This window comes from uncultured Bacteroides sp. (assembly GCF_958445495.1).
GTDB lineage: Bacteria > Bacteroidota > Bacteroidia > Bacteroidales > Bacteroidaceae > Bacteroides.
The window spans coordinates 16,061-37,350 of sequence record NZ_CAUCSQ010000036.1; the positions used below are offsets into that span (position 1 = coordinate 16,061).

Annotated in this window: 23 protein-coding genes; 2 read left to right on the top strand and 21 right to left on the bottom strand. The window is 39.2% G+C overall.

The genetic code is table 11. The features are described 5' to 3' along the window. Positions 1-4 precede the first annotated feature (4 nt). From Q5076_RS12510 to Q5076_RS12605, 20 genes are all read right to left on the bottom strand, one after another. Positions 5-4,264: a hypothetical protein gene (locus Q5076_RS12510; protein ID WP_303013824.1), complete on the bottom strand. Its 4,260-nt coding sequence runs from the start codon at positions 4,262-4,264 to the stop codon at positions 5-7. Positions 4,265-4,344: 80 nt separating this feature from the next. Then, positions 4,345-4,761 carry a hypothetical protein gene (locus Q5076_RS12515; RefSeq protein ID WP_303013826.1) on the bottom strand — a complete coding sequence of 139 codons (417 nt, stop codon included), beginning with the start codon at positions 4,759-4,761 and terminating at the stop codon, positions 4,345-4,347. Positions 4,762-4,766: 5 nt separating this feature from the next. After that, positions 4,767-8,672 (bottom strand): hypothetical protein, encoded by a 3,906-nt coding sequence (locus Q5076_RS12520; protein WP_303013827.1) that lies wholly within the window; start codon positions 8,670-8,672, stop codon positions 4,767-4,769. A gap of 3 nt (positions 8,673-8,675) precedes the next feature. Next, positions 8,676-9,155, bottom strand: coding sequence for a hypothetical protein (locus Q5076_RS12525; protein WP_303013829.1), 480 nt, complete (start codon positions 9,153-9,155; stop codon positions 8,676-8,678). Between the two features lie 214 nt (positions 9,156-9,369). Continuing rightward, a complete protein-coding gene (locus Q5076_RS12530; protein ID WP_303013830.1) occupies positions 9,370-9,750 on the bottom strand; it encodes a hypothetical protein in 381 nt (126 codons plus the stop codon). 59 nt (positions 9,751-9,809) lie between these two features. Further along, a complete protein-coding gene (locus tag Q5076_RS12535; RefSeq protein ID WP_303013831.1) occupies positions 9,810-10,373 on the bottom strand; it encodes a hypothetical protein in 564 nt (187 codons plus the stop codon). A 4-nt stretch (positions 10,374-10,377) separates the two neighbouring features. Next, entirely contained in the window at positions 10,378-10,770 is a 393-nt protein-coding gene (locus Q5076_RS12540; protein WP_303013832.1) for a hypothetical protein, read from the bottom strand. Between the two features lie 14 nt (positions 10,771-10,784). Then, the gene (locus Q5076_RS12545; protein ID WP_303013833.1) at positions 10,785-11,126 is read right to left on the bottom strand and encodes a hypothetical protein; all 342 of its coding nucleotides are present in this window, start codon (positions 11,124-11,126) and stop codon (positions 10,785-10,787) included. Between the two features lies 1 nt (position 11,127). Then, positions 11,128-11,457, bottom strand: coding sequence for a DUF6706 family protein (locus Q5076_RS12550; protein ID WP_303013834.1), 330 nt, complete (start codon positions 11,455-11,457; stop codon positions 11,128-11,130). Next, the gene (locus Q5076_RS12555; protein ID WP_303013835.1) at positions 11,457-12,536 is read right to left on the bottom strand and encodes a hypothetical protein; all 1,080 of its coding nucleotides are present in this window, start codon (positions 12,534-12,536) and stop codon (positions 11,457-11,459) included. The genes Q5076_RS12550 and Q5076_RS12555 overlap by 1 nt, the downstream gene beginning before the upstream one ends. 15 nt (positions 12,537-12,551) lie before the next feature. After that, positions 12,552-13,145 (bottom strand): head fiber protein, encoded by a 594-nt coding sequence (locus Q5076_RS12560; RefSeq protein ID WP_303013836.1) that lies wholly within the window; start codon positions 13,143-13,145, stop codon positions 12,552-12,554. 12 nt (positions 13,146-13,157) lie between these two features. Further along, complete coding sequence (locus Q5076_RS12565; RefSeq protein WP_303013837.1) at positions 13,158-13,799, bottom strand: hypothetical protein; 642 nt, start codon at positions 13,797-13,799, stop codon at positions 13,158-13,160. A gap of 183 nt (positions 13,800-13,982) precedes the next feature. Continuing rightward, a complete protein-coding gene (locus tag Q5076_RS12570) occupies positions 13,983-14,579 on the bottom strand; it encodes an N-acetyltransferase (protein ID WP_303013838.1) in 597 nt (198 codons plus the stop codon). Further along, positions 14,563-14,751, bottom strand: a complete 189-nt coding sequence (locus tag Q5076_RS12575; protein WP_149935923.1) for a hypothetical protein — start codon at positions 14,749-14,751, stop codon at positions 14,563-14,565. Before Q5076_RS12575 ends, Q5076_RS12570 begins: the two co-directional genes overlap by 17 nt. A gap of 342 nt (positions 14,752-15,093) precedes the next feature. Beyond that, the gene (locus tag Q5076_RS12580; protein WP_303013840.1) at positions 15,094-16,011 is read right to left on the bottom strand and encodes a P63C domain-containing protein; all 918 of its coding nucleotides are present in this window, start codon (positions 16,009-16,011) and stop codon (positions 15,094-15,096) included. A 125-nt stretch (positions 16,012-16,136) separates the two neighbouring features. Beyond that, positions 16,137-16,442 carry a helix-turn-helix domain-containing protein gene (locus Q5076_RS12585; RefSeq protein WP_303013841.1) on the bottom strand — a complete coding sequence of 102 codons (306 nt, stop codon included), beginning with the start codon at positions 16,440-16,442 and terminating at the stop codon, positions 16,137-16,139. A 36-nt stretch (positions 16,443-16,478) separates the two neighbouring features. After that, on the bottom strand, positions 16,479-16,904 hold the full coding sequence (locus tag Q5076_RS12590; RefSeq protein ID WP_303013842.1) for a DUF5053 domain-containing protein: 426 nt from the start codon (positions 16,902-16,904) through the stop codon (positions 16,479-16,481). 41 nt (positions 16,905-16,945) lie between these two features. Then, positions 16,946-17,140: a diguanylate cyclase gene (locus Q5076_RS12595; RefSeq protein WP_298046231.1), complete on the bottom strand. Its 195-nt coding sequence runs from the start codon at positions 17,138-17,140 to the stop codon at positions 16,946-16,948. A gap of 148 nt (positions 17,141-17,288) precedes the next feature. Further along, positions 17,289-17,651, bottom strand: a complete 363-nt coding sequence (locus Q5076_RS12600; RefSeq protein ID WP_303013845.1) for a hypothetical protein — start codon at positions 17,649-17,651, stop codon at positions 17,289-17,291. 10 nt (positions 17,652-17,661) lie between these two features. Next, the gene (locus Q5076_RS12605) at positions 17,662-18,129 is read right to left on the bottom strand and encodes a hypothetical protein (RefSeq protein ID WP_303013847.1); all 468 of its coding nucleotides are present in this window, start codon (positions 18,127-18,129) and stop codon (positions 17,662-17,664) included. A gap of 364 nt (positions 18,130-18,493) precedes the next feature. On the opposite strand from Q5076_RS12605, the gene Q5076_RS12610 reads away from it, so the two are divergent. Then, entirely contained in the window at positions 18,494-19,315 is an 822-nt protein-coding gene (locus tag Q5076_RS12610; protein ID WP_303013849.1) for a phage antirepressor KilAC domain-containing protein, read from the top strand. A 200-nt stretch (positions 19,316-19,515) separates the two neighbouring features. Continuing rightward, complete coding sequence (locus Q5076_RS12615; RefSeq protein WP_303013851.1) at positions 19,516-20,148, top strand: Rha family transcriptional regulator; 633 nt, start codon at positions 19,516-19,518, stop codon at positions 20,146-20,148. 91 nt (positions 20,149-20,239) lie between these two features. Here Q5076_RS12615 and Q5076_RS12620 read toward each other — a convergent pair whose 3' ends face one another. After that, positions 20,240-20,998 (bottom strand): KilA-N domain-containing protein, encoded by a 759-nt coding sequence (locus Q5076_RS12620; protein ID WP_303013853.1) that lies wholly within the window; start codon positions 20,996-20,998, stop codon positions 20,240-20,242. Between the last annotated feature and the right edge of the window lie 292 nt (positions 20,999-21,290).

Here is a 21,290-nt window from a genome sequence, read left to right on the forward strand (position 1 = left end):
ATTATTAATTACTTGTACTTGTGGGAACCCCAACTATAATCATATCAAAATATAGAGGATACACTCTCTCATAATTGCCATTTCCCCAGAAACTGATATTAAAACTGTTATCTGCTATATTATCAACCGAAGGGGTACACGGGTCATTATCACCTGCTGCACGTTGTCCACTTGGAGTTATGAAAGTAAAATATCGAGTATGTCCCAAGTTGTGGGTAAAAGTGAATATTTTACTGGTTTTATCCACATCAACTTTTTTAGCAAAAAGATCAATACCATTACCCCAAGATATACCGATTGAAGGGGTACCGGAAGACGTTACCGTTATTCTTGTTCCAAACAAAACTCCAGGCATACGCCAATAATCATCATGCGCCATTCTCCAATCGCAACCACCAAAAGCGTCAATACATAAATTCCTTTTCCCACCACCCCAGAATTCATCCGTACTGCCGCTGGCCCTTATTATGACGGCTCTGTTGTCTGCGAGTCTTCCTGTATTGCTTGCTTCAAAATAAGAACCACATCCAAAACCTGAAATACCAGGAATAGTATTTCCCAAAGCTGCAACTGTTTTAAGGCTATCATTGATAATTCTTATTAAAGCATCTTGTCCATCTTTATTCTCTAGTGAAAAACTGCCGACATTAAAACCACCCAACTTACCTTTATCTGAATAGATTTCTCCGGTAAATTTATATTGCTTACTAACAGGGTCTAATTCAAAAACTACTTCATCATCTACCAAAGCAAATATTCCTGTACGCTTTACTCCTCCAACAAGACAATCCACACCTTGCACAACACCTGTTTTTTTACCCGTATCCGGATCGGTTTTCCCAAAGAAACTTGTTCCATCAGGCAATAATTCATATACTGATTGCCCATCGTCGGAGATTCCCACCACTGCACAATGAGCTTCTAGTCCGCTTCCTGGAACATACTCAATATATTCCTTTCGTTCCCGGTCTCCTACATAACTACGACCATAATTCTTCGAATAGAACTGTTGCGTCTCTTGGTCGAAGCCTTCTTCCTTGACAGCCCTTCCATCCAACGTATAAGAATCAATTCCTTGCAGCATTTGAATAGTCGGAGCTGTAAGTCCATATGCAGACAAAAGAATTGCATTCTGGCGTGCCGGGTCTGTACGGTTCCCCAATTGGATTATCTTGTCACCGGCTTGCGGGATATCACTACCGTCTTCACAGTCATCCACTGACAGGTCTATGTAATTCTCACCCACAGCCAGGACATACCGCCAATAATAACGGTTGGATACGTTCTCATATATTCCCGACTTGATGTTGAATTGTCGGCATTGTGCCATGTCTCCGGCCACAAACTGGTTAATAATGGCTTTCTCCCCATCATCAACTGTAAAATAACAACGGTAAATACCACCGGTTTCAATAGGAGAATACAAAGCCGCACCGGTTGAGTCGTAGAGGCGTGCACCGCTAGAATCATAAACTGCGGCACGGCTTATACGTTCAACCTTGGTACATTCAATACTGGCAAGGGTAAGAAGTATGGAGCCACCAACCGATTGAAGCTCCTTTACAGTCAAAGAATCGAACACCGCTTTCAGACGCACATATATTTCATCGAACTCGGCATAAGAGCGACCGGTCTTCGGGTCACGTTTTACTAGAAAACCAGTGCCAAGTGCGCCAGATATGAAATTCTGGGACTGAATATTATCGGTTATGACACCGCCTAACAACCGAATAAGAAAATCCATCGTTTCCTCTTGGGTCTTATTCAAAAATGTTGCGAGCGATTTCTTTGATGAAAATACGTTCCTATCGGAAGGAAGCGTCTTGTCATTTACTCCTATCACATAGATGCTGGACCCACCGCCTCCAACAGTAGAGCCGGAATAGGTTTGCCCCTTATAGGTAAGAGAATCCAATTTTTCCTCTATCTCGCCGATACGGGAATAGGCTGCCGTCTCACCGACAGTATAAACGGGATGGTCGTAGGGAATATCCAATTGCCACTCAAAGCCTATGATACGGGACTGTCGTCCTTCGGGAAAATACGCCTTATTTATCAAGTTAACCCTATCACCGACTTCATAGGTAATTATCTCACCGTCATTGTAGATAAATTCAGAGTCCATCTCACAATCATAGGTGGAGGGGTCAATCATGGATTTTTTCACGTACTTTTGAGTGGTCTCATACAACTCCTGTCTAGCATCCGGTAACATTTGTTCGGAAATGAATGCCGTGTCAAAGCCATAAAGGAGGTACGTGTCTGCGGGAACTTCCTCACCGTCTTCGATATGGTTGGCTTGAGGGAAAAGGGTATCGTCCGGTAAATAACGGCCATAATCCTCATTGCGGACAATCTCAAAAGTTGTACCGCTGTCATCACTTTCTTTGAGGAGTATCTCAAAATCAAGACCTGCAAGTTTACCTGTCTGGAAAATTAGACGGAGTTCTTGCCCATCTAACCGGAAATCTTCCGTGAAATTCTTTAACCCAGTATCCTTAAAAGTATAAATGGGATATGTATCCCCGGTTTTATTGCCATCTTCATCCTCCTCTTCTCTTGTTTCGTGGGTGACACTCGACACACTACCTGTATAGCGGGGGTATTCATCCTCAAATATGACAATACCTTCTACCGCCTCCTCCTGGGGCATTTCAACATTGTCCGGGTCATTATAACGTTCGTCACCGATATCTATGCGTTCCCCCGTGGGACTATATCTATAGGCGTCCACATAGGGAATGCCATCCGGTAACGTAAGACGCTTTTGAACAACTCCGTTCAAGGTAAGTTCCTTGTCGTCCTTGCTGAAATAATTGTCGGGAACCTTACCTTTTATGATATTGTCAATTGTGTACCGGTCACCCAAAGAAGCGGTCACACCTTCGGGTAAACGGATAACCGCACTTTCTGATTCTGCAATAAAAGTAGGGTTATATACAGCCTGATACGTCTTCCCTTCATTACTGCCCGAAATGAAAGTTACAATTATCTGATTAGAATAAGCCTTGGCAGGAGAGTAATCATTTGCATACATCCCTATATTGTAGGAATCAGTGTTACGGACCCGCTTTGTACTTGCCTCCGATATAATGACAATGTCTGAAACATTATCAGGCAAAGTAAAGTTTACGGTCTTGTTCGGAATATCCAAATAAAGAGCGGTCCCTGCCGGACTTTGAGAGATACTCTTCTCTTCGGAAAGGATATCAACTCTATTGGTTACTCCATCAACATTATAGGTAAGCCATATTGCCAATTTTACAAAATCCGTGATTCCATCAGTCCTGTCTCCTGGCAGAAATCTGTACGAAAAAGAATTGATTTTTATCTGATAATTTCCTCCGGGCAAAGGACCTTCAACCTCTTTCCGAATCGATATTAAAGCTATGGATTCATTAGCGTTGAATGAGTACATGCCATCCGGGAGTTGGGGATAAATACCGCCATCCTCCCTTGTTGATATGGGAAAATATTCATTCTTCAAGACCCTTGCCGTATCTGAAATGTCCCTCCCTTTTACCTTTTTTACATCGAATATCAGACTTTTGAGATAGCTGGCAGGAATATTACGAGTGGAACCGAAAGCATATACGCGGGTGGCATATGTTGTCTGGCTGTCACTCCTCTGCATGGAATTGACATTCACATTTTCGGTATCTGTCAAACTACCGGCCTTGAAATCTACAGGGTCACCATATTCGCAACGTCCAAAGTGAATAACATGGTCGGTTATCCACCATTCACACTCCCAAGTCTCCGCCATCTGCGTGAGCGCGTCGATAAGGTTCACATTGTCGTAAGAGACAAGCTTGGAAGTATTCGCTACCGTTTCATCAATCTCGTATGTAAAATCTTCTTCTCTAAACTTGTAATTAAGTGATTTCAAGTTGTCAAGAAAGACATTCAGATGGACATCAAGCGTAGCGGTAAGATTCCATCCAGCCTCACGTCCGGTACTCTCCGGGGTATAGAAAAACTTCTTGTTCTTCCATTTCCAGTAATAGGCATCAAGGCGAAGCTCATAATCATAGGCTCCATTATTCGTATTGTAAGTGGGCTTATACAGGTCTACAAGCTCGAAAATACCGAACTCATTGTCGACATAATCACCCAAACGGAAATATACAGGTTCGGCAAGTGAGAACTTTAAAGTTATGTAGTCCTCCTTCATCAGAAGAAAACGCCTTTTCGAACCCTCCAGTATTGGAGTCGAAAAACGAAGTTTGCCGGATATGTCTTTGATGTCTACTAATTCTGCCATATTACAAAGTTCGTAGATAGGAATATCAAAACATAAAATCCGGCAACCCTATAAACCACAATTTGATTATTGTGGTAAATTTATTCCCTGTTTCCTGGATTTGGCTCATTCAATTTGACCGAAATCTTGGAAAATGTTCTCATTGTATTAAAACTAAAAGAACTGGAACGAATATAATATAAATGGTAAACTTCCTCACCTAATGCTGGAACCTTGATAGTAAACTCTCCTTTTGATATTTCATTCATAAATGACTTATATTTGGCAATATAATCAGAAGGAGAATTTCCCATCAAAGTAAAAGTAAGTGTCAGGTCACGTTCATCAATTTTTCTGTCTCCGATTATAACCCTCTTCCCGTCCTGCAAACGGGATTTGTTTTCGACAACATCTTTCATCGGAAAAGGGGCATACAGACTTTCAATGAAGCCATCTCCCATGTTTACTCCCCACACAAGGAAAGCATCTCGGTTGTTTATTAATAAATCTCCTTTCATATTTACTACCTACTTGATAACCCGTTAGTATTCCGTTTAACCTCTGCAATATCTGACTCAATGTTCTTTAAAGACTTGTTCATACTTGTTGTATCATCATGAATACCAGTCAATTCCTCATAAGAAATTCGTAATAAATCCCGTGTTTCACTGGCAATATCTTTTATTCCAGAAGTGTTGGCAATAATGGGTATCATTTCCGCTTTCAGTTCAAGAATAGACATCGTTTGGAGCTGATTCTGATTCTTGATTTCTTCTCCGGCTATTTGTAAAGCAGTGAAACGTCCGTTAAGTTCGTCTATAGAATCTTGGGAAGCAGTGGCAAAGCCTTTACTTGATGATTCTTGGGAAGAGGAAGAAGTATCCCAACCAAAGGTCTTAGCCATCTCCTCTCTGTCATACATCATATCCTCAATGATTTGTTGATATTGATTTCTTAATGCATCTGACTCATCTGCCGTAATCTGATTCCCACTTTTTGCAGCATCACTCCATTGAGTATAAAGAGCCTTTATCCTATCCTGATATTGACTAGCAACTATCCCCGCAATGATTGATTTGCGCAAATACTCTTCAAAGTTATCGCACATATCCTCAAAAGAAGTATCCATATCAGAAAGTTGGTTGATAAATCCATTATAAAAAGAATCAAAATCAACCCCTGTCATTGCCTCATTGAGCGAATCTTTTAATTCTTCTGCTTCATCCTTGCAATCAATAATGCTTTGAAGATTTTCTTTTATGCGGTCATCTATTTTACTCCACGCCTCCGGCATTTGTGATTGAATCAAGTATAACTCATTTCCAGAAAGATAATAAAGGTCATCCATGGACTGAATTGACTTGCCTAAAATATCAGACATCTGAGCAAAATTGTCAGCGCCTACATTTTTATTTGAATGCCACTCTGCACTATGAGAATTCCAGCTTGCTCCAGCACGTCCGGAAGCATCTGCAATCTTTTGGAGATTAACGAGCTTCTTTTCGTAGTTATCTAACGCTTGAGTAGCAGATTGCACAGATGCAAAACCACCACCGAAAACAATATCTTCCTTGCTTTTCTCTATGATACGGTCATAAACCTCATTTATAGCTTCTAACTGTTCCTTTACACTTTCATAGTAAGCAGTTCCATTGGGACCAAACAAATTTCCCATCGCATTGACGAGTTGAGAAATACCACTTACAGCACTCATGGCTCCTCCTGCAATATCTCCAGACATTATTTGCCCGACTCCTACTGCAGTTTGCCCAAGTCCAGAAATACCATCAATAACATTGTTTACTTCATCACTCAGTTCTTCCCCGAATATAGAAGCAATATCACTACCAAACTGTTTGACAGCAGGAGAAAATTCAGTTATTGCATTACCTATTGTTGATATACCTTGACCAAGTTTCTTTGTATCACCACTAGCATTTTTTATATCATCTATCCCCTTTTTCATATCAGAGAAGAAGGATAACCAGGGTGATTTACCGGCAACTTCTTCTTTTAATCTCTTTATTGCATCCGTTACATCCTTGATGCTGATAGTGCCATTCTCAAGATTTTTAAGGTCTCTATCTGTAAAACCAACTGTCTTTAAATCTTCAAAAGAAACTGTTTTATCAGTTCCAGACATATACTTGATTAACAGTTCATATTTATCAATAATGTCCTGAATTGCCGAAACGCTTTTTTCGCTTGCATCTTCAAATAAATCAGCCATAGATTTAGTGGATTTCCCGTACTGTTCATCCAACTGTTCCAAGACTTGATTTTTCTCGGCTGCTTTTAATGCAAATTCAGGGCTGTCTACTTGAAGTTTGGCTAGCTCATCATCATATTTTTGAATAAGATTTTTACGTTTTTCTTGATAATTACCAAACTCTATGAAATATTCTTGCCATGCCTTTCTGTCATTCTCTAATTGCTCATTCTTGGTATTTGTTATACCTTTTTCTCTCTTTATCGCAGCATTAGAGGCTCGAATTCCTAATAGATTATTTTGTTCGTCTGTTAGTTTGCCACCTTGGGATGCCTCCCAGTCTGCTTTCTGTTTCTTAATGGCATCCAACTCCTTTTGATAGTCAAGGTCAATCTGTTTCAATTTTTTCTCTGTACCTTCTTTCATAAGGTCTATCTCAGCTTGCTGGTTTTGACGACGAAGGGATAACAGTTCTTCGACTATTTTTTGTTGATCTTTGGATTCTTTAGAGCCATCTATAAACAAATTTCGATAATCAGACAAATTGTTATTTTTTATTTCTTTCAAATATTGAGCATATAATGCTTCTGCATTTTTTATAGCATCTTCTCTTTCCTTTTCCACCAAATTCAAAGCTTCATTATAAGCAAGTTCAGCAGGATTACTACCATATTGGTTTTTATTACTTCCACCGAAAAATTGGTACAATTTACCACCTGCTCCAAAAAATGGGGTATATTCTTCCTGTCCTTTTGCTTTAATATCTCTCAATTTCTGATCTGCTTCAATAGCTTTTTGTATATATGACTGCGCTTTAGCTTGGGCGAATAAAGAGTTAATATAATTATTTCCCTTATTAATCAAAACATCATACCATTGCGCTAAAGTATTATACGTACCAAAAATTGCTCCATATTTACTATTAAGTTCATCAACTTTTCTCTTTTCCTGTTCTTTAGTGCCATTAAATGCTTTAATCGAAGAAATTGTATTATTTAATTCACTCCTTGTTCTTATTTGAATTGCATAAGCATCCTTTTCTATTGCATTAAGTTCAATCATTTGCTTTTTCAACTTCTCTGTTGCGCTTTCTCCTATCAATACATCTTTTCCCCATTTTACAAGTTTATCACCATAAAGAGTTAAAAGAGTAATGCCCACAGTCAAAGCTGTTTGCCAACTAACGATAGAAGAAACAACTTGTTTCCAAACAGGGGTAGCCGTCTGTCCACTCTTTTTCAAAGCTTCAAACTGAATTCTAGCCCTCTTTATTTCATCAGCAAGAATTGGCAGATTGTTCGAAATAGCTAGAAAGAAAGTATTCCAACCAACCGCCAAAGAAGGAAGTTCACGACCTATTTGTTGGATAGACATGCTTAGTCCATTCCAACCGCTTGCATAATTGCCGACATTTCTTTGATGGTTTCCTATCGTAGCATCCAACGCTTTGATTTTGGCATCAGCTTGGTTGATAGAAGCTAATAAATCTTTCCCAAATGGAGATGTTCGTTCACTTTCCGTTAATGCTCTATAGGCAGCCCTCATCCTACCTAAAGATTGAGAAAGAGCATCCATAGAAGTGGCAGCAACATTATCTAACTTAGCGTTAGCATTCAAACTTTGTCTTACTTCGGCAAGTGCAGTTTTATGAGTAAGCAAAGAATTATTTAACTGCTCCAATCTCCGTTGTTGAGCAGACGAAAGGCTAGAAGATTCCCCCTGTGATTTAGTAATTTTTTTTATTTCTGCGTTAAGTAATCGGATTGCATTTTGTTCTTCGATTAAGCGTTTGATATTTTGCATACGGGTTCCCACGACCACATCAATCTCCGCCTCCAATTCATCATACGCCTTAGCCTGTGCCTGTACGCTTGCTGTTTCCGCATTATTAGCTGTTGTATTAGCATTCCCGCTACTTGGTTGGGAGTTGTTCACTCCTGCTGTTTTTGAAAGTTGTTCCTGTGCCTTGATAATTTTCTCCGAAGCATCGTTTATTCGCTTGGTGGAAATCATTATTTTCCCTTCCGCTTCCGAAACTTTCCTTACCAAAGCGTCGTATTGCCCCATGAGGGATTTCAATTGCGCTTCCATTTCTTTGGCAATGTCAATGTCTACTTTTACATTGACACTTCCTAACGCCTTCTTGACATTCTCTATCTCCGCTTTTAACTTTTGAAGCTTCTGTATGTCAGATGATACATCCGTAATTATTCCTGCCATATATCATTTACCTATTAATTCCCATAATAATAAAGTTCCGGTATCAATCACATCATATCCCTTGGAGGAAACATAGCTTGCATATTCCATTCCGGCTACAAGGATAAACGCATATCCCATAGTTCCTCTTATTCGTGAACGGGCAAACTCTAAACCTTTGCGGCTTCCCTCCGAACCATCCCCGTACTTACCTTTAGCCCAAAAGGAGACATGCTTACCTGCCTTGGTGGTAAACTCCACCTTCTGCATGTTTTCGCCTCTTCCCTGTATCTTGTAGAAGCCACCTTCACGTAGTATCTGCCCATTGTAAGCTATTACATAGCCAATGGAACTGCGCAAATTACCCGTGATATTCTGGTAATTACCCCTCACTATGGCTTCTTGCACGGCTTTCTCTCCGGCATCAGCCAAACGGTCTAAATAGGCATCCTCCAATTGCCGTTCCAGCTCATCCAAACCTGATATGTCGCCTTTGAATTGCATACGATATGATTATATTATCCTAATTTATTTTCCCTACTTTCAAAAAATTCTTCTTCTGTGACTTCTTTTCTTACAATACCTGAAACAACGTGCAATTTATCCTTTTGCATAATCACTAGATTGCGGTATGGAATAACTTCTGTAACTTCCCTATATGTCAGATGAAGGTTCTCCATGAATGACGCAATCTGCCCTAGCAGACAATCGTTGCCGATTACCTTTGCCTTGCTGTCAGACCCGCTACATTCCTCGCTAAAGTTGACAGATTGCAAAAAGACCGGGCTGAAATCATAGAATAGGCCATATCCAGAGCATCTACTATTTCCGTGTATGTGCCTTCGGCCAGCTCTTCAAAAAGTTCATCATTTCCCTGTATTATCCATGAAAGGGCATGGGCGAGTAATGCAGAGTCATTCAAGGATAAAAGTAAATCTTTGATAGATTCCCCTGCTTTGACATCGGATAAATAATACCCTGCCCCTGCCAACTTTTTTATCGTTGGAGGGTAAATCGTATATGCTTTCCCTGCTATTACGACCGTCCTAAAGTCCATTGCGATAATGGCACTATTAACTATTTTCGCTGCGTTATCCATATTCCTAAATTAAAAAGGCGGCGAGCAATCACCCACCGCCGTCCTGAAACACAATCTTGTTACTTGAGTTTAGATTCCAAATCGACATCGGCTTCTTTAAACCATTTTTCAGAAGCCAATCCATCAACCCCTGTTTCCAATGGGACAGCCGAAACTCCTAACCCAATATTTTTCTCCACGAAACTTCCTTTACCAACGATGTTTGCTCGTGGTATGAAGATGAAGTTTCCGGTTTTGGTTTGTGCAACAATACATTTTTCAATGAGATTAGCCATGTTTTGACGTTCCCATCCATCACTGGCAATCTTACCTCCCTGTAATGCAGCCTTGTCTTCAAAGGAATATTCTCCCAAAGTGAAATTCACCGTAGGGATGGCGGCTTGTGTTACGTCCCGGTAATAGGGTTGTCCCGTCAGTTCGTTAATGTAATCAGTTACGGAAGGGTCGCTTTCATCGTACCCCCAGGTATCCTGATGCACATTCTTAATTTCGGTAAGTGTTCCTATCAGAGTTTTCAACTCTGATGCAGTGTAGCCGCTTGCAGGAGTGGTAACGGTTGAAACAACATCACCATACCACACTCTTTTCAGCCCGATAAAGGGCTTTGTCGCTGTACTTGACATATTATTAACAATTTAAAACTTGAAACAAAATTCTAACATTCACATAATGACACTTCAAAGCCGTGTCCGCTTCCATTCCGATTGAATCAATCAAATAATAGTAACTTGAACCGTCATGTTCGCCTACGACATCACCCAATACCTCTTGTGCCTTCCGTTCAAGTTCCTGCAAACGGATTAGGTTTGCCTTGCTGTCCATGTCAGGCACACAAAGGTTCACTTCTACAAAACCTTTCTTCCAATAGGTTTCGGGAGATTGGGGTTTGGTACGGATAATCACCCTTTCAAAAGATAATTCCTTGTCCTCGTCGGGGATGTTACCCGATTGGTAAACCTCTATGCCGAAAACCTTGCAATCCCTGTATAGAATATTCGCTATGTCGGTTGTTACTATCATCTAATCAACTATTTTTATTCCAACCATATATCACAACGCCCTTTCAGTTCCTCAGAATAGCACTCGGCATTCTTGATTACCTTGCCTTCTCCTACAATCTCTTTCGTATCCTTATCCAAACACCTGACCTTCGTGTCTAATGCCAGCTTCTTACCCTCATATACCACATGATAGGAGTAAACCCACAGCTTGCCGTTCACCGAAACTTCCTGCTGTTGGGAATTGTCATGGCAAAAGCATTCGGTAAGTTCATCCCACGATTCACCACCTGTGCCGGGTATCGGTTGCCCGTACTCGTTATCATCCGGCGGTGTCACCGTTCTTACCACTAATATGTGAGGTGCTTCGTCTAACATCTTACAAGAAAGTTACTTTGGGTTTGTCCGTATTCAGTTCGTCTTTCAGCCCATACATCTTGCAATAATACGAATACCATTTCAAGAAGCTTTTTTCTTCCCATGAAAGAGATTTAGAATGCCCGTTTTCAGAAATGGAATAAGATAGAGGAGATAGCATGAAAAATGGAGCGAACAACAAAATTCCATATATGATTTTGTCAAATAATTCTTCCTCATACAAATTATCTCCATCTATTTTTGTATAATGCGAGATTGTCAATAAGGCGGCATCATTCAACCTTATATTGAATCCTAAGAAAAGCTGCCTTATGTAATCATTTACATTCATTACGCAAGCATCGTATCCAAATCAAAGATTACAATCTTGTTCGGAGCCGTATATTCCGGAATCCACTCACAACCGTACTCCATGAAACGACCTTCATCCGTTCTTACATTGGAGATATACATACCTCCTTCCGAACGGGTATAAGTCTTACCCGGAACAGGATCGGTTACTTCATACGGAGTATGCCAACGCATCTTTCCTTGCTTAGCTGTAGTAAACAAAGAAATGCGGTTGTCCTTGAATACCTGTTTCATGGTTCCGTCAGGAAGTTCAACCAAATCTTCATTAATGACAATAGGCGGTAAACCTAACCCTTGGAAAATGGTTGTAGCCATCTCACTTGACATCAAGCCAGAAGAAATCTGCACTTCTTTTTGACCGAATGTCTGTTTGTAAAATTCACCAAAATCAGCAGAACCAACAATGGACTTGATAAAGGTTTTCCGCGACATCTCCATAGAAACAAATAGACCGAATTCAGTGCGAAGTTCGACAACCTGATTCATCAAATACCCCACAAAGTTATTCTTGTCCCCTGTTGTCGGAGAAATACGATGTACAGGCAATTCCATATCAAGCATAGCAATACCCTGCGGATTATCATCAACTTTCACTGTTGCTTTACCGTCGGAACGCAGGTCACCGTCTACGATATCCATACGTTTGTGCGGTGCAAGCAATACTTGACGATAATCATCTATAATATAGCTAATAATGTCATTCAACGCTCTTTGCTGGTCTGCCGGACGTGCGTTGTTGTACTTGGTTACAAGTTCTTGTAACATATCAAGCCTGTCATCATCTAACTGGTATCTGTCACCCAAATAAGCAACCTCACCATATCCATAGCCCAGAGATTTACGTTCTCTCAACGGCTTGTTAGAGTTACGGTCAATAACGGAACCGGCTGTAACACCCGTAACCGTACCGAGATAAGTTTTAAAAACACGAGATTTCGTTTCTTCGAAATCAAGGTGTTTTTTCCAGAAAATAGTATCAAAACGGAGAGCCTGCACACGGTCAATCACCGCTTTTACTATTTCAGGGTCATTCAATAATGTCTGAACTGTCAAATACATATACTCTCCTTTCTTTTAATAAGTGAACATAAACCTATCGCCAAGCGATTCTTTGTCTGCTTCCGAGATAGGAACAATAAGTTTTGTCGTCCTAATCTCATAGGCTCGTCCAATTGCCGTCACCGTTGCACCCGGCTCTACTTTTGTCCATGCGTAATTGAGTGCTTTTGCCAAGGCTTTTTTCTCTGTCCCTGCAACTGCCGTTGCCTCATACAATACCATTCCTGCTTCTACTGTCACACTTGAACCGAAAGCAGCAGCTAACGTCAATGTATCGTAAGCTTCGTTCGTGGTGTCGATTTTGTTAATCTTTGCACCATTAGTACCATCCCCGATAAACATACCTACATAAGCTAAAGAATTTTTCTTTATCTTCATAGTCGTTCCGGAAGTGTACTTTTCTGCAACTTCTACATTAATAACTGCCGTTGCTTGCCTTTTTACAAAGTCAAGTACCAATGGTGTCATAGGCGGAATTTTATCCACGCCTGCTAAATTATCCAAAACCAAATTGAAACCACCAGAATAACGATATACCGTTTCAAAACGGCACATCTCCGGCATATTAGCTTCAATTGGCTTTAAATCATACTTAAATCCTGCTGGCATAATTTTTTACCTTTAGTTTTTAATTCTCTTGTTAATCTCTTCCGTCCCCTTATTAATCATAACAGCAATATCGTGATTCTCTTTTTCAATACGCTGTTCTGCTGTCTGGGGAACTTGTACACCTTGAAATCCCGCATTGACAAATGTTTGCTTTGCGTCCTTCATAAATACGTCCAAGTCCGTATCGTTGGGAATGTTCAACATGGGTACAAGTGTTTCGGGAATACCATACTCCTTTGCCTTAGCGGAAACCTGTGCATTACGTTGAGCCTGCACACGTTCCTGCTCGTAACCGACAAGTTTTTCAGAAAGAGTTTTGTTTGAATCAATGATAGCCTGTGCCCAAGCCGGTACATCGTCTTTCTTTTCTTCTCCCGGTTTAGGTTGGGGATTGGGATTCTCGATTGGCTTTCCTTCTTTCAGTCCATGCTTCTTTTCGTAGTTAGTAACTGCCGTTTTTGAAGCATCCCCGGCACGGAAATCACCATAGGAATTTAGCACGTCCGAAAAACTGATACCCTCAACGATGGAGTTTACCTTCGCCTCGTCCGTTACACCCTCTGCCTTTTTAGCAGCAATTCGGGTAAGAATAGCAGTGTCCACCCCAGTGAATTTTTGTTGCAGTCCTGCCAAAATAAGTTCTTGAATATTCATACCGTATGAATTTAGTTTTGATTTTCAACAGCATAAAATTACATTCCAAACAGCAAGCTATAAAATAATTACATGAGGGATAAACCACAATTGTTCAATTGTGGGAAATTAGTTGTTATACATTGGATTTTTAGGAGGGAAAGGGATATTTTATAAGATAAAATGGCAAAAGAAAAGCGGAGGTTAGTCCGCTTCTATATATTCTAATAATGATTTGTACATTTGCCTAGATTCTTTATTCACATCTCCCACTGTTAGATATTTGAACCCATTATTTTCGTAAAATCTAATAGCTCTTTGACTATTGTCATTAATAGCGTCAACCGTGATAAATTGGCAACCAGTCTTGTTCTTCCTTATAAAACTTTGAACTAGTGATTTTATAAGAAATGTGCCAATACCCTGATCTTGAAAATCTTTATCTACAGCAAGTCTTCCGATTTTGGCAGCAGGGTACATCTTCTGATTTAAAAATCTTTCCCAAAAATCAAAATCTATCTTATTTTTGCAATCTTGCATCTCATCTGCAAAATCTTGACGATCAGAAACACTTAATAAGTCATTTGCTAAACTGTAATAAGCAATAATCTTACTATCCGTTTCTAATAAAGTCGTAGTATAACGGAGATGTTTTAGATACATCTTTGAATCGTTAAATAAAAAATCGTTCAAATCGGTATTCCCGCAATCGAACGATTTAAAATTATAGTCTTTGCTTAATTGGGTTACTGTAACTTTTCCATTTTTCAGTAAATCCCAAAAATCAATAGAATGTTCCACCTGAAATTGATACCAATAAATTGTAATTTTCTTCCATCTCTTTAATCTCTTTTTTCTTAGCATCCTTTTCTTCAGGCGTAAGTTTCTTTGTCAGAGATTCCAAAAGACCTTTTCTGAATCTTTTGGCATCTTCTCCTTTAATTGTAGGAGTGTTTTGAATAGGGCGTGCCATACTAAACTTTTTGTTTTTGGTTTTACTATGTCAAATATAGAATTATATCCTATATTTATTGAATTTTATGTGCTTTAGGTGATTATTCGTATTTCCTGACTGCACAAATATACAACAACAACAACAAACAACAAAAAAACGATCACTAAATTCATCATTTTCAATGGTTATTTAACCATCACTAAGCTCTTAATGTTAATTATTAACAGTTTCACTCCCATCTTCTCCCCGACTAAGACCACGAGTTTCTAGCTGGCTATCAGGTAAGGGAAGAACACTAATAACAGTTATATTAGAAACAAAAAACCGCCCTCTTGCGAAGGGCGGGAAGGAATTAGAAAACTAATCTTTTGTATACCCATTTTCGTCAAATTCAAAGGGTAATTCCATCTGCCCAATCTGCCTCATTTTCATTTTTTTGAAGTTGTCGCAGAATTGTTTCATGTTGTCAGATACTTGAAATAAGGTGATTACCTTGTTTATCTGCTTTTCAAGGTTAGGTTCCCCGATGTCAAGAGTCAGCAACTGGTGATATCGGCTGGTTCTGTTTCCGGATTCACTTTTGGGAGTTTTCTTCTTCAGTTCGTCAAGAACACCGTTAGGTAGTTCCTCATAAATAAACATATTAGTCCATTTCCCTATAATGCCCGGTCTTTTCTTTATGCCATTTACTGTAAAATCCCAACCGTTCAGCCTAAATAATTCTTTATAAAACACATCAGGAAAACGCTTCTGCCACGGCAATAGCTCTTCTGAAATGTACGCCTTTAGAATCTTTTGGAGTTCATCCTTTTCTCGATCATATTGATAGCCTGTAGCTTCATCGACGAGTGCAATGATTCCTACTCTTGCTAGTGCCCTTATAATAATGTCAGATTGTACGATAACAGCTTTTTGTCTACTACCTAATTCTATATTGTTTGTTACCGCATAATCTCTCACTTTAAGCATAATTTCGCATATTTCAGGTAGTACTGACGCTTCATATCCAGCAATTTTTTGAGCACCTCTATAACATAAAATAGGAGATATTTTCGCCGATAAATTTTCGTTTGATATACAAGCACTTACATTCTTAGAACTTAGTATTTCAGCTAATCTTCCCGACGACCTTTCTTTTTCGTCATTTACGATTGCCAGAGCCTTTTGCATTCCAGATGTAGAAAGTATTCTACGTCCATCTTGCAAAACATAACAGGATATTTTTAATCCATTTAAATTTAACTCTCCGTCGTATTTTATTATATTCTTTTCTTCCATGATATTTTATTTAAAGCTTTTCCATACTGTCCGTAGTTTTCCCGCAACGGACTACAATTTCATTTTGAGGGTTTGGTGTTTTCATGATATATTTTTAATGATTGTTTATTTCCATTACAGCATATTTATGCGGGACGCAACTCCACTGTTAGCCCCATAGCAGAGGCTATTTTATACAATGTAGCAACAGTAGGAACTGTTAGCCCACGTTCAATCCTTGAAATATACCCTTTGTCAGCTCCAATACGTTTAGCAAGTTCAGACTGCGTAAGACGTGCATTTTTTCGGGCCTCAAGGAGTATTTGGGCGTTATATTCCTCCCATGCCTTTTCTCGATTTTTTTCACGCTCGGGAGTGCCTTCTTTCCCAAGACCTTCATCCAACCAAGCATCTACATCATAGATGTCTTTACTGATTTCTTTTAGTTCCATAATATTCCTCCTTTAATTTTAACGCCTATTCTTATTTCATCGCATTATACACAAAGAAGTATCCTTCATAATATTCCCAAGTTCAGATAAAGCAAATGACAAAGTTTTAAGTTCTTCTTGGGTAAAATCAGCAGGCTTGCCATTTATCAGATTCCCGTTTATACGCTGATATAGCCATTGACGAGATTTGCCAAAATAATGCTCCGCTATATAAGACATTGAGGCAAAATCCAACACTTTATCTAGTTTTTCTTTTCTTTCTGCAATTTTAGCCAGTTTTTTTGCTTCATCTACAGCCTGCTGTGCACCTTTTCTAAATTCAACAAGAAACTCTTTTTTATCAGAAGGTGATAAAGAGTTCACATACGTATTAAAGCGCCTCTTGTGCTCTAATTTTGCTTGTTCGGTCTTTGCCTTAGCAAAATCATCTTTCCACTTTTTAAGTTCTTCCTTTGCATTCATACGCATTATTTTTTATAAGTTAAAGAGAAAATGGTAGCCCCTTATGGGGGACTACCTTTTTCTTTCAGCTTGTTTTTGGCATCAATCAAATCGTCTAGCGCATCATTGATTCCTTCTTCAAGCTCCTCATCTGAAATCCATTCGGTTTCCCGTAGTGCATCCCAGTTGAGGGAAAAGAAGCTAAGGTCTTGCTCCGCAGCTTCAATCCGAGCCTTTAGCTCTTCTTCATCAGTCATGTAAAGATCGCGATTCTTAATGACATCACAAAAATAATAACCATTTGGTAATTAAACAAGCTTTTAGGAAGAGATTTCAATGCAATATGAAATATTTAACTTTTGGGAAATAAAAAAGCCCGAACCAGGAGGAACGGGGCTGGATGAGTTATTTATAGTATATAATTTTATAATCATCAAGTTCAGATAAACTATAAGCGTCATATACAACCAATTTTCCTTTCATTAAAAGTATTACTTCGTTATCCATCAATTTAGGGAGTAAGCTTTGAGCCATATTTTTCTCCTCTTCTGAAACATCTTTTCCCCACGTTCCTTTTAGAGAATTAGCTACTTTTTCGTTATGAACTTTATCTTGTTTTACTACTTTTTCCTGCTGTATTTTCTTTTCGATAATGCTTCTTATTTTACCGATGTCATTAGTCATTCCCCATAACTTGAAAAATAGAATAATTTGCAATATTCCGAACACGATGATTACAATAGATACAAATAGTGCGATTCCTTCCATGATTTACAATTTAGTTAACGCTTTTATTTAAAGAATATATTGTCATAATTATAGTTGAAGTTGTCATATTATCAATCCATATTTTATCCCACATACGAGAGAATACATGGTCATCAACATACTGATAATCTATTTTCTCAATTTTACCATACCCGCTACTATCTAACCCTAAACAATCAGCACAAAAATTTATGAGTTCCACAAGTTCTTTGGTTAAAAGGTTACTCCTCCCCTTAAATATGACATTTAACTCATTTTCTGCGACTTCTAATATTTCAGCTTCATAGAAAATTCCAAGTTCTATCTTTTTTAAGCATAGTGTATAATGTTTTACTTCATTTCCATATGGGCTTATTTCTGTATGAGAGTATACAGGATTATATTGAAAAAGATTATTTATATCAATCGAAAAGAACTCCTTTATATCTCTTTTAGGAGGTATATCCTGTTTGCTTTTAAATAAATTGAATAATCCCATGACTGTGTGTTTTTAGTTGTACGATAATGACAAAATAACGGACAACTGTTCATAAATCCAAATAAATCCATATATATCTTCATTCGTCACGCAAAAAAGTAGCTTTTCTTTGCTTTTTTCAAAAAATGTTTGTATGTTTGCGGCGCTAAATCATTCACAGGGGCGGCAAACTCCTGTGGTCTCCATTGGAGTTATTTTTTTGCCAAGACATATTGTAGTAGTATTGTTTAAAGATATTGCGCTTACCGAGTGGAGATACGGAAACGCCTCCAAAATAATCCTGTGGATGATTTAGCAGCTCGTAGTAGGCGCATTTTTTATTATTATGCTAAATCATCCGATTCAAGTCCTAAAACAAACAGAATTGCTTGGACATCAATTCACCGTTTATGGAACGGCAGAAAATCCATTGTTCTTAGCCAAAGAAGTAGCAGAGTGTATTGAACACAGCAACATCACCGTAATGCTTCAAACAATAGATGAAGAAGAAAAGGTGAAAATCACCCCTAAACAATCCTTAGGGGACTTAGTTAACTACAAAGAATACAACTTCTTAACCGAAGATGGCTTATATGAAGTCCTCATGCAGTCCCGCAAACCAATCGCTAAACAATTCAAGAAGGGAGTAAAACAAATCCTTCACGAAGTCCGAACTACTGGCGGCTACCTTGCCACCAAAGCGGAAGACACTCCCGAAGAAATCATGGCACGTGCCCTCACTATCGCACAAGCCACCCTTGCAAAGCGTGAAGAACGATTAAAACAACTTGAAGCCGAAACGGAACAACAGCAAGCCACTATCGAACTCCAACAGAAAGAGCTTACACAAGCCGCTCCCAAAGTCAACTACTACGACACTCACCTGCAATCGGTCAACACTCTGACCACTACACAGGTAGCCAAAGAGATAGGGATGAATGCGGAAAAGCTGAACAGCAAACTGAAAGAGCTTGGCATACAATACAAGCAATCTGACCAATGGCTTCTGAAAGCTCCGTATGACAAATGGGGAATGCGCGATGTAAGAACCAACATTTTCACAAGCGAAAGAGGGAACACCCATACAAATATCTATACTGTATGGACGCAACGAGGTAGGCGATTTATCATAGCCCTATACGAAAATGATTGGAATGTGAAGAAAGCCATCAAGCAGATAAAAGGCGAATTGAATACAGCAGCATAATATACATTACATACTTTACAGCAGTCCGTTCCAATGCCGGACAGCCATTACTATATCAAAAATATACAATTATGATAGAGATTGCAATTATTGTTTTAAGTCTGCTTACCGGATATAAGATGTTCGGTGATGATAACGACAGGTTCTTCATGTGCTAAGTAAGAGTAACGCAATAGTATAACACATAAAATAAAATCATTATGGAAACAAGAAGTTTAGAATTATGGTCTACCGATAAGATTGATTTGGTAGAAGCGAAAAACGGTCAAGCTGTGACCTCTTCTTTGGCGGTTGCTGACTATTTTAGGAAGGCACACAAAGACGTACTTAGAGCAATTAAATCACTGGATTGTAGCGAATTATTCAACCAGCGCAATTTTGCGCCCGTTAAATACGAGGATAAAAAAGGAGAAAATAGACCCATGTACTACATGACTCGTGACGGCTTTACTTTCTTAGCTATGGGATTTACCGGAAAGATAGCTGCCCAGTTTAAAGAAGCGTATATCAACGCCTTTAACGAGATGGAAGAGAAACTTCGTTCCGAGCGTTGTACCAGGTACGCAGAACGCATCGTCAAGAAGCAAATTAGGGAGTTCAACCAATCATTGCATGAAACGCTCGCTAGCGGTCGTAAAAAGCATGGAAATACCTATGGTGGATTAATACCTTATGGGAAGGAAGAAATTGCGTACAATCCGAAGGAAAGCATGGAATCGAATCTAAAGAGAATATTCGGTCAAGTGCATGAGATGTGCAAGGATGGTTTTCTTATGTCTGCACTCGCCGTTGAGACAAACAAGATGTTACTGGATTTGATAAACAAGAAATAGATTAGTCAGGGGTCTTCGGACCGGCACTTTAAGTTGACGCCAATCAGCGGGAAAGGGTGGCTTTAGGGCTACCCTTTCTTTATATACGGATTCAGAGAATATACTTCTTATGTTCAATCAGCGCATTTGCAACGCTACGTGAGGCTCTTCTGCTGGTTATCTCACAATCCGCATTTCCCTGAATATCTTTTCTTTCTATTTCGTCAGAAGCAAGAGCTTCAATCAGACCGACTGCTGCAAGCTCAACTTTACTCATGTTGTCACGTATGCTTTGATTTTTAGAAAGCCCTTTCTTTGCCCGAATTACATTAGTAGTTCCTCCATAGAGAGGTTCATATATGGCATTGGTACAATTACGAAATCCATCACCAAATACACCATGAGCTGCCAATATTCTTGTGAACATATTTCTGGTTCCGATAGATTTTAGACGTTCAGCAGTCCAGTCAGCAGACTTACCTCTTTTCTCGTATGCTTTTATGTAACGTTGTCCGATTAGGTCTGGATTCTTTTCTTCTTCGATACGCTGAAAGAAAACTTCATTCACTAATACGTGGAGTGCAGGGTCTAAATACTTAGCATAAGCGAGTGCAATACTTTTATGAGCATAAGTTCCACCCCATCTTCCCTTTTTAGTTTTTAAAAGTGCTTTTTCAGCACTATTAAACGTAATAGCAAGTGTTTCAATGTATTCCTTAGTCGATTCTTTCTCTTGCCAATCAATAGGGCGCTTATTCTCCGGGCTTCCTGCCGCCTTCCAAAGATCAGTTAAAGACAATAAATCACCATCTCGACCAATATTTTCTAAAATATTAGTGTCATACTTTTTAATTTCTGCTTTCTTTTTCATAGATTTGCATTATTAAATAGTTAATACTATCCCCATTAGCGGCTCGGACACTTCCGCTTTTGGGGATTTTAATTTGTCCGATAGTAGCAAGCAAGGATTCGAACCTCTTCACGCCTTACCGACTTGCTTAACCTGCCACGCTTGGCATATAAAAAAGCGCCAAAGGCAAGCTCCTCACTTCTCACCGATGGCGTTATATCTTTCAGCCGTGAGGATAGCTGTATTATTTTCTTTGTACAAATTTATCTCATATTCAACTCTAAGCCTAAAATTTTCATTTCCGAAGAACCAC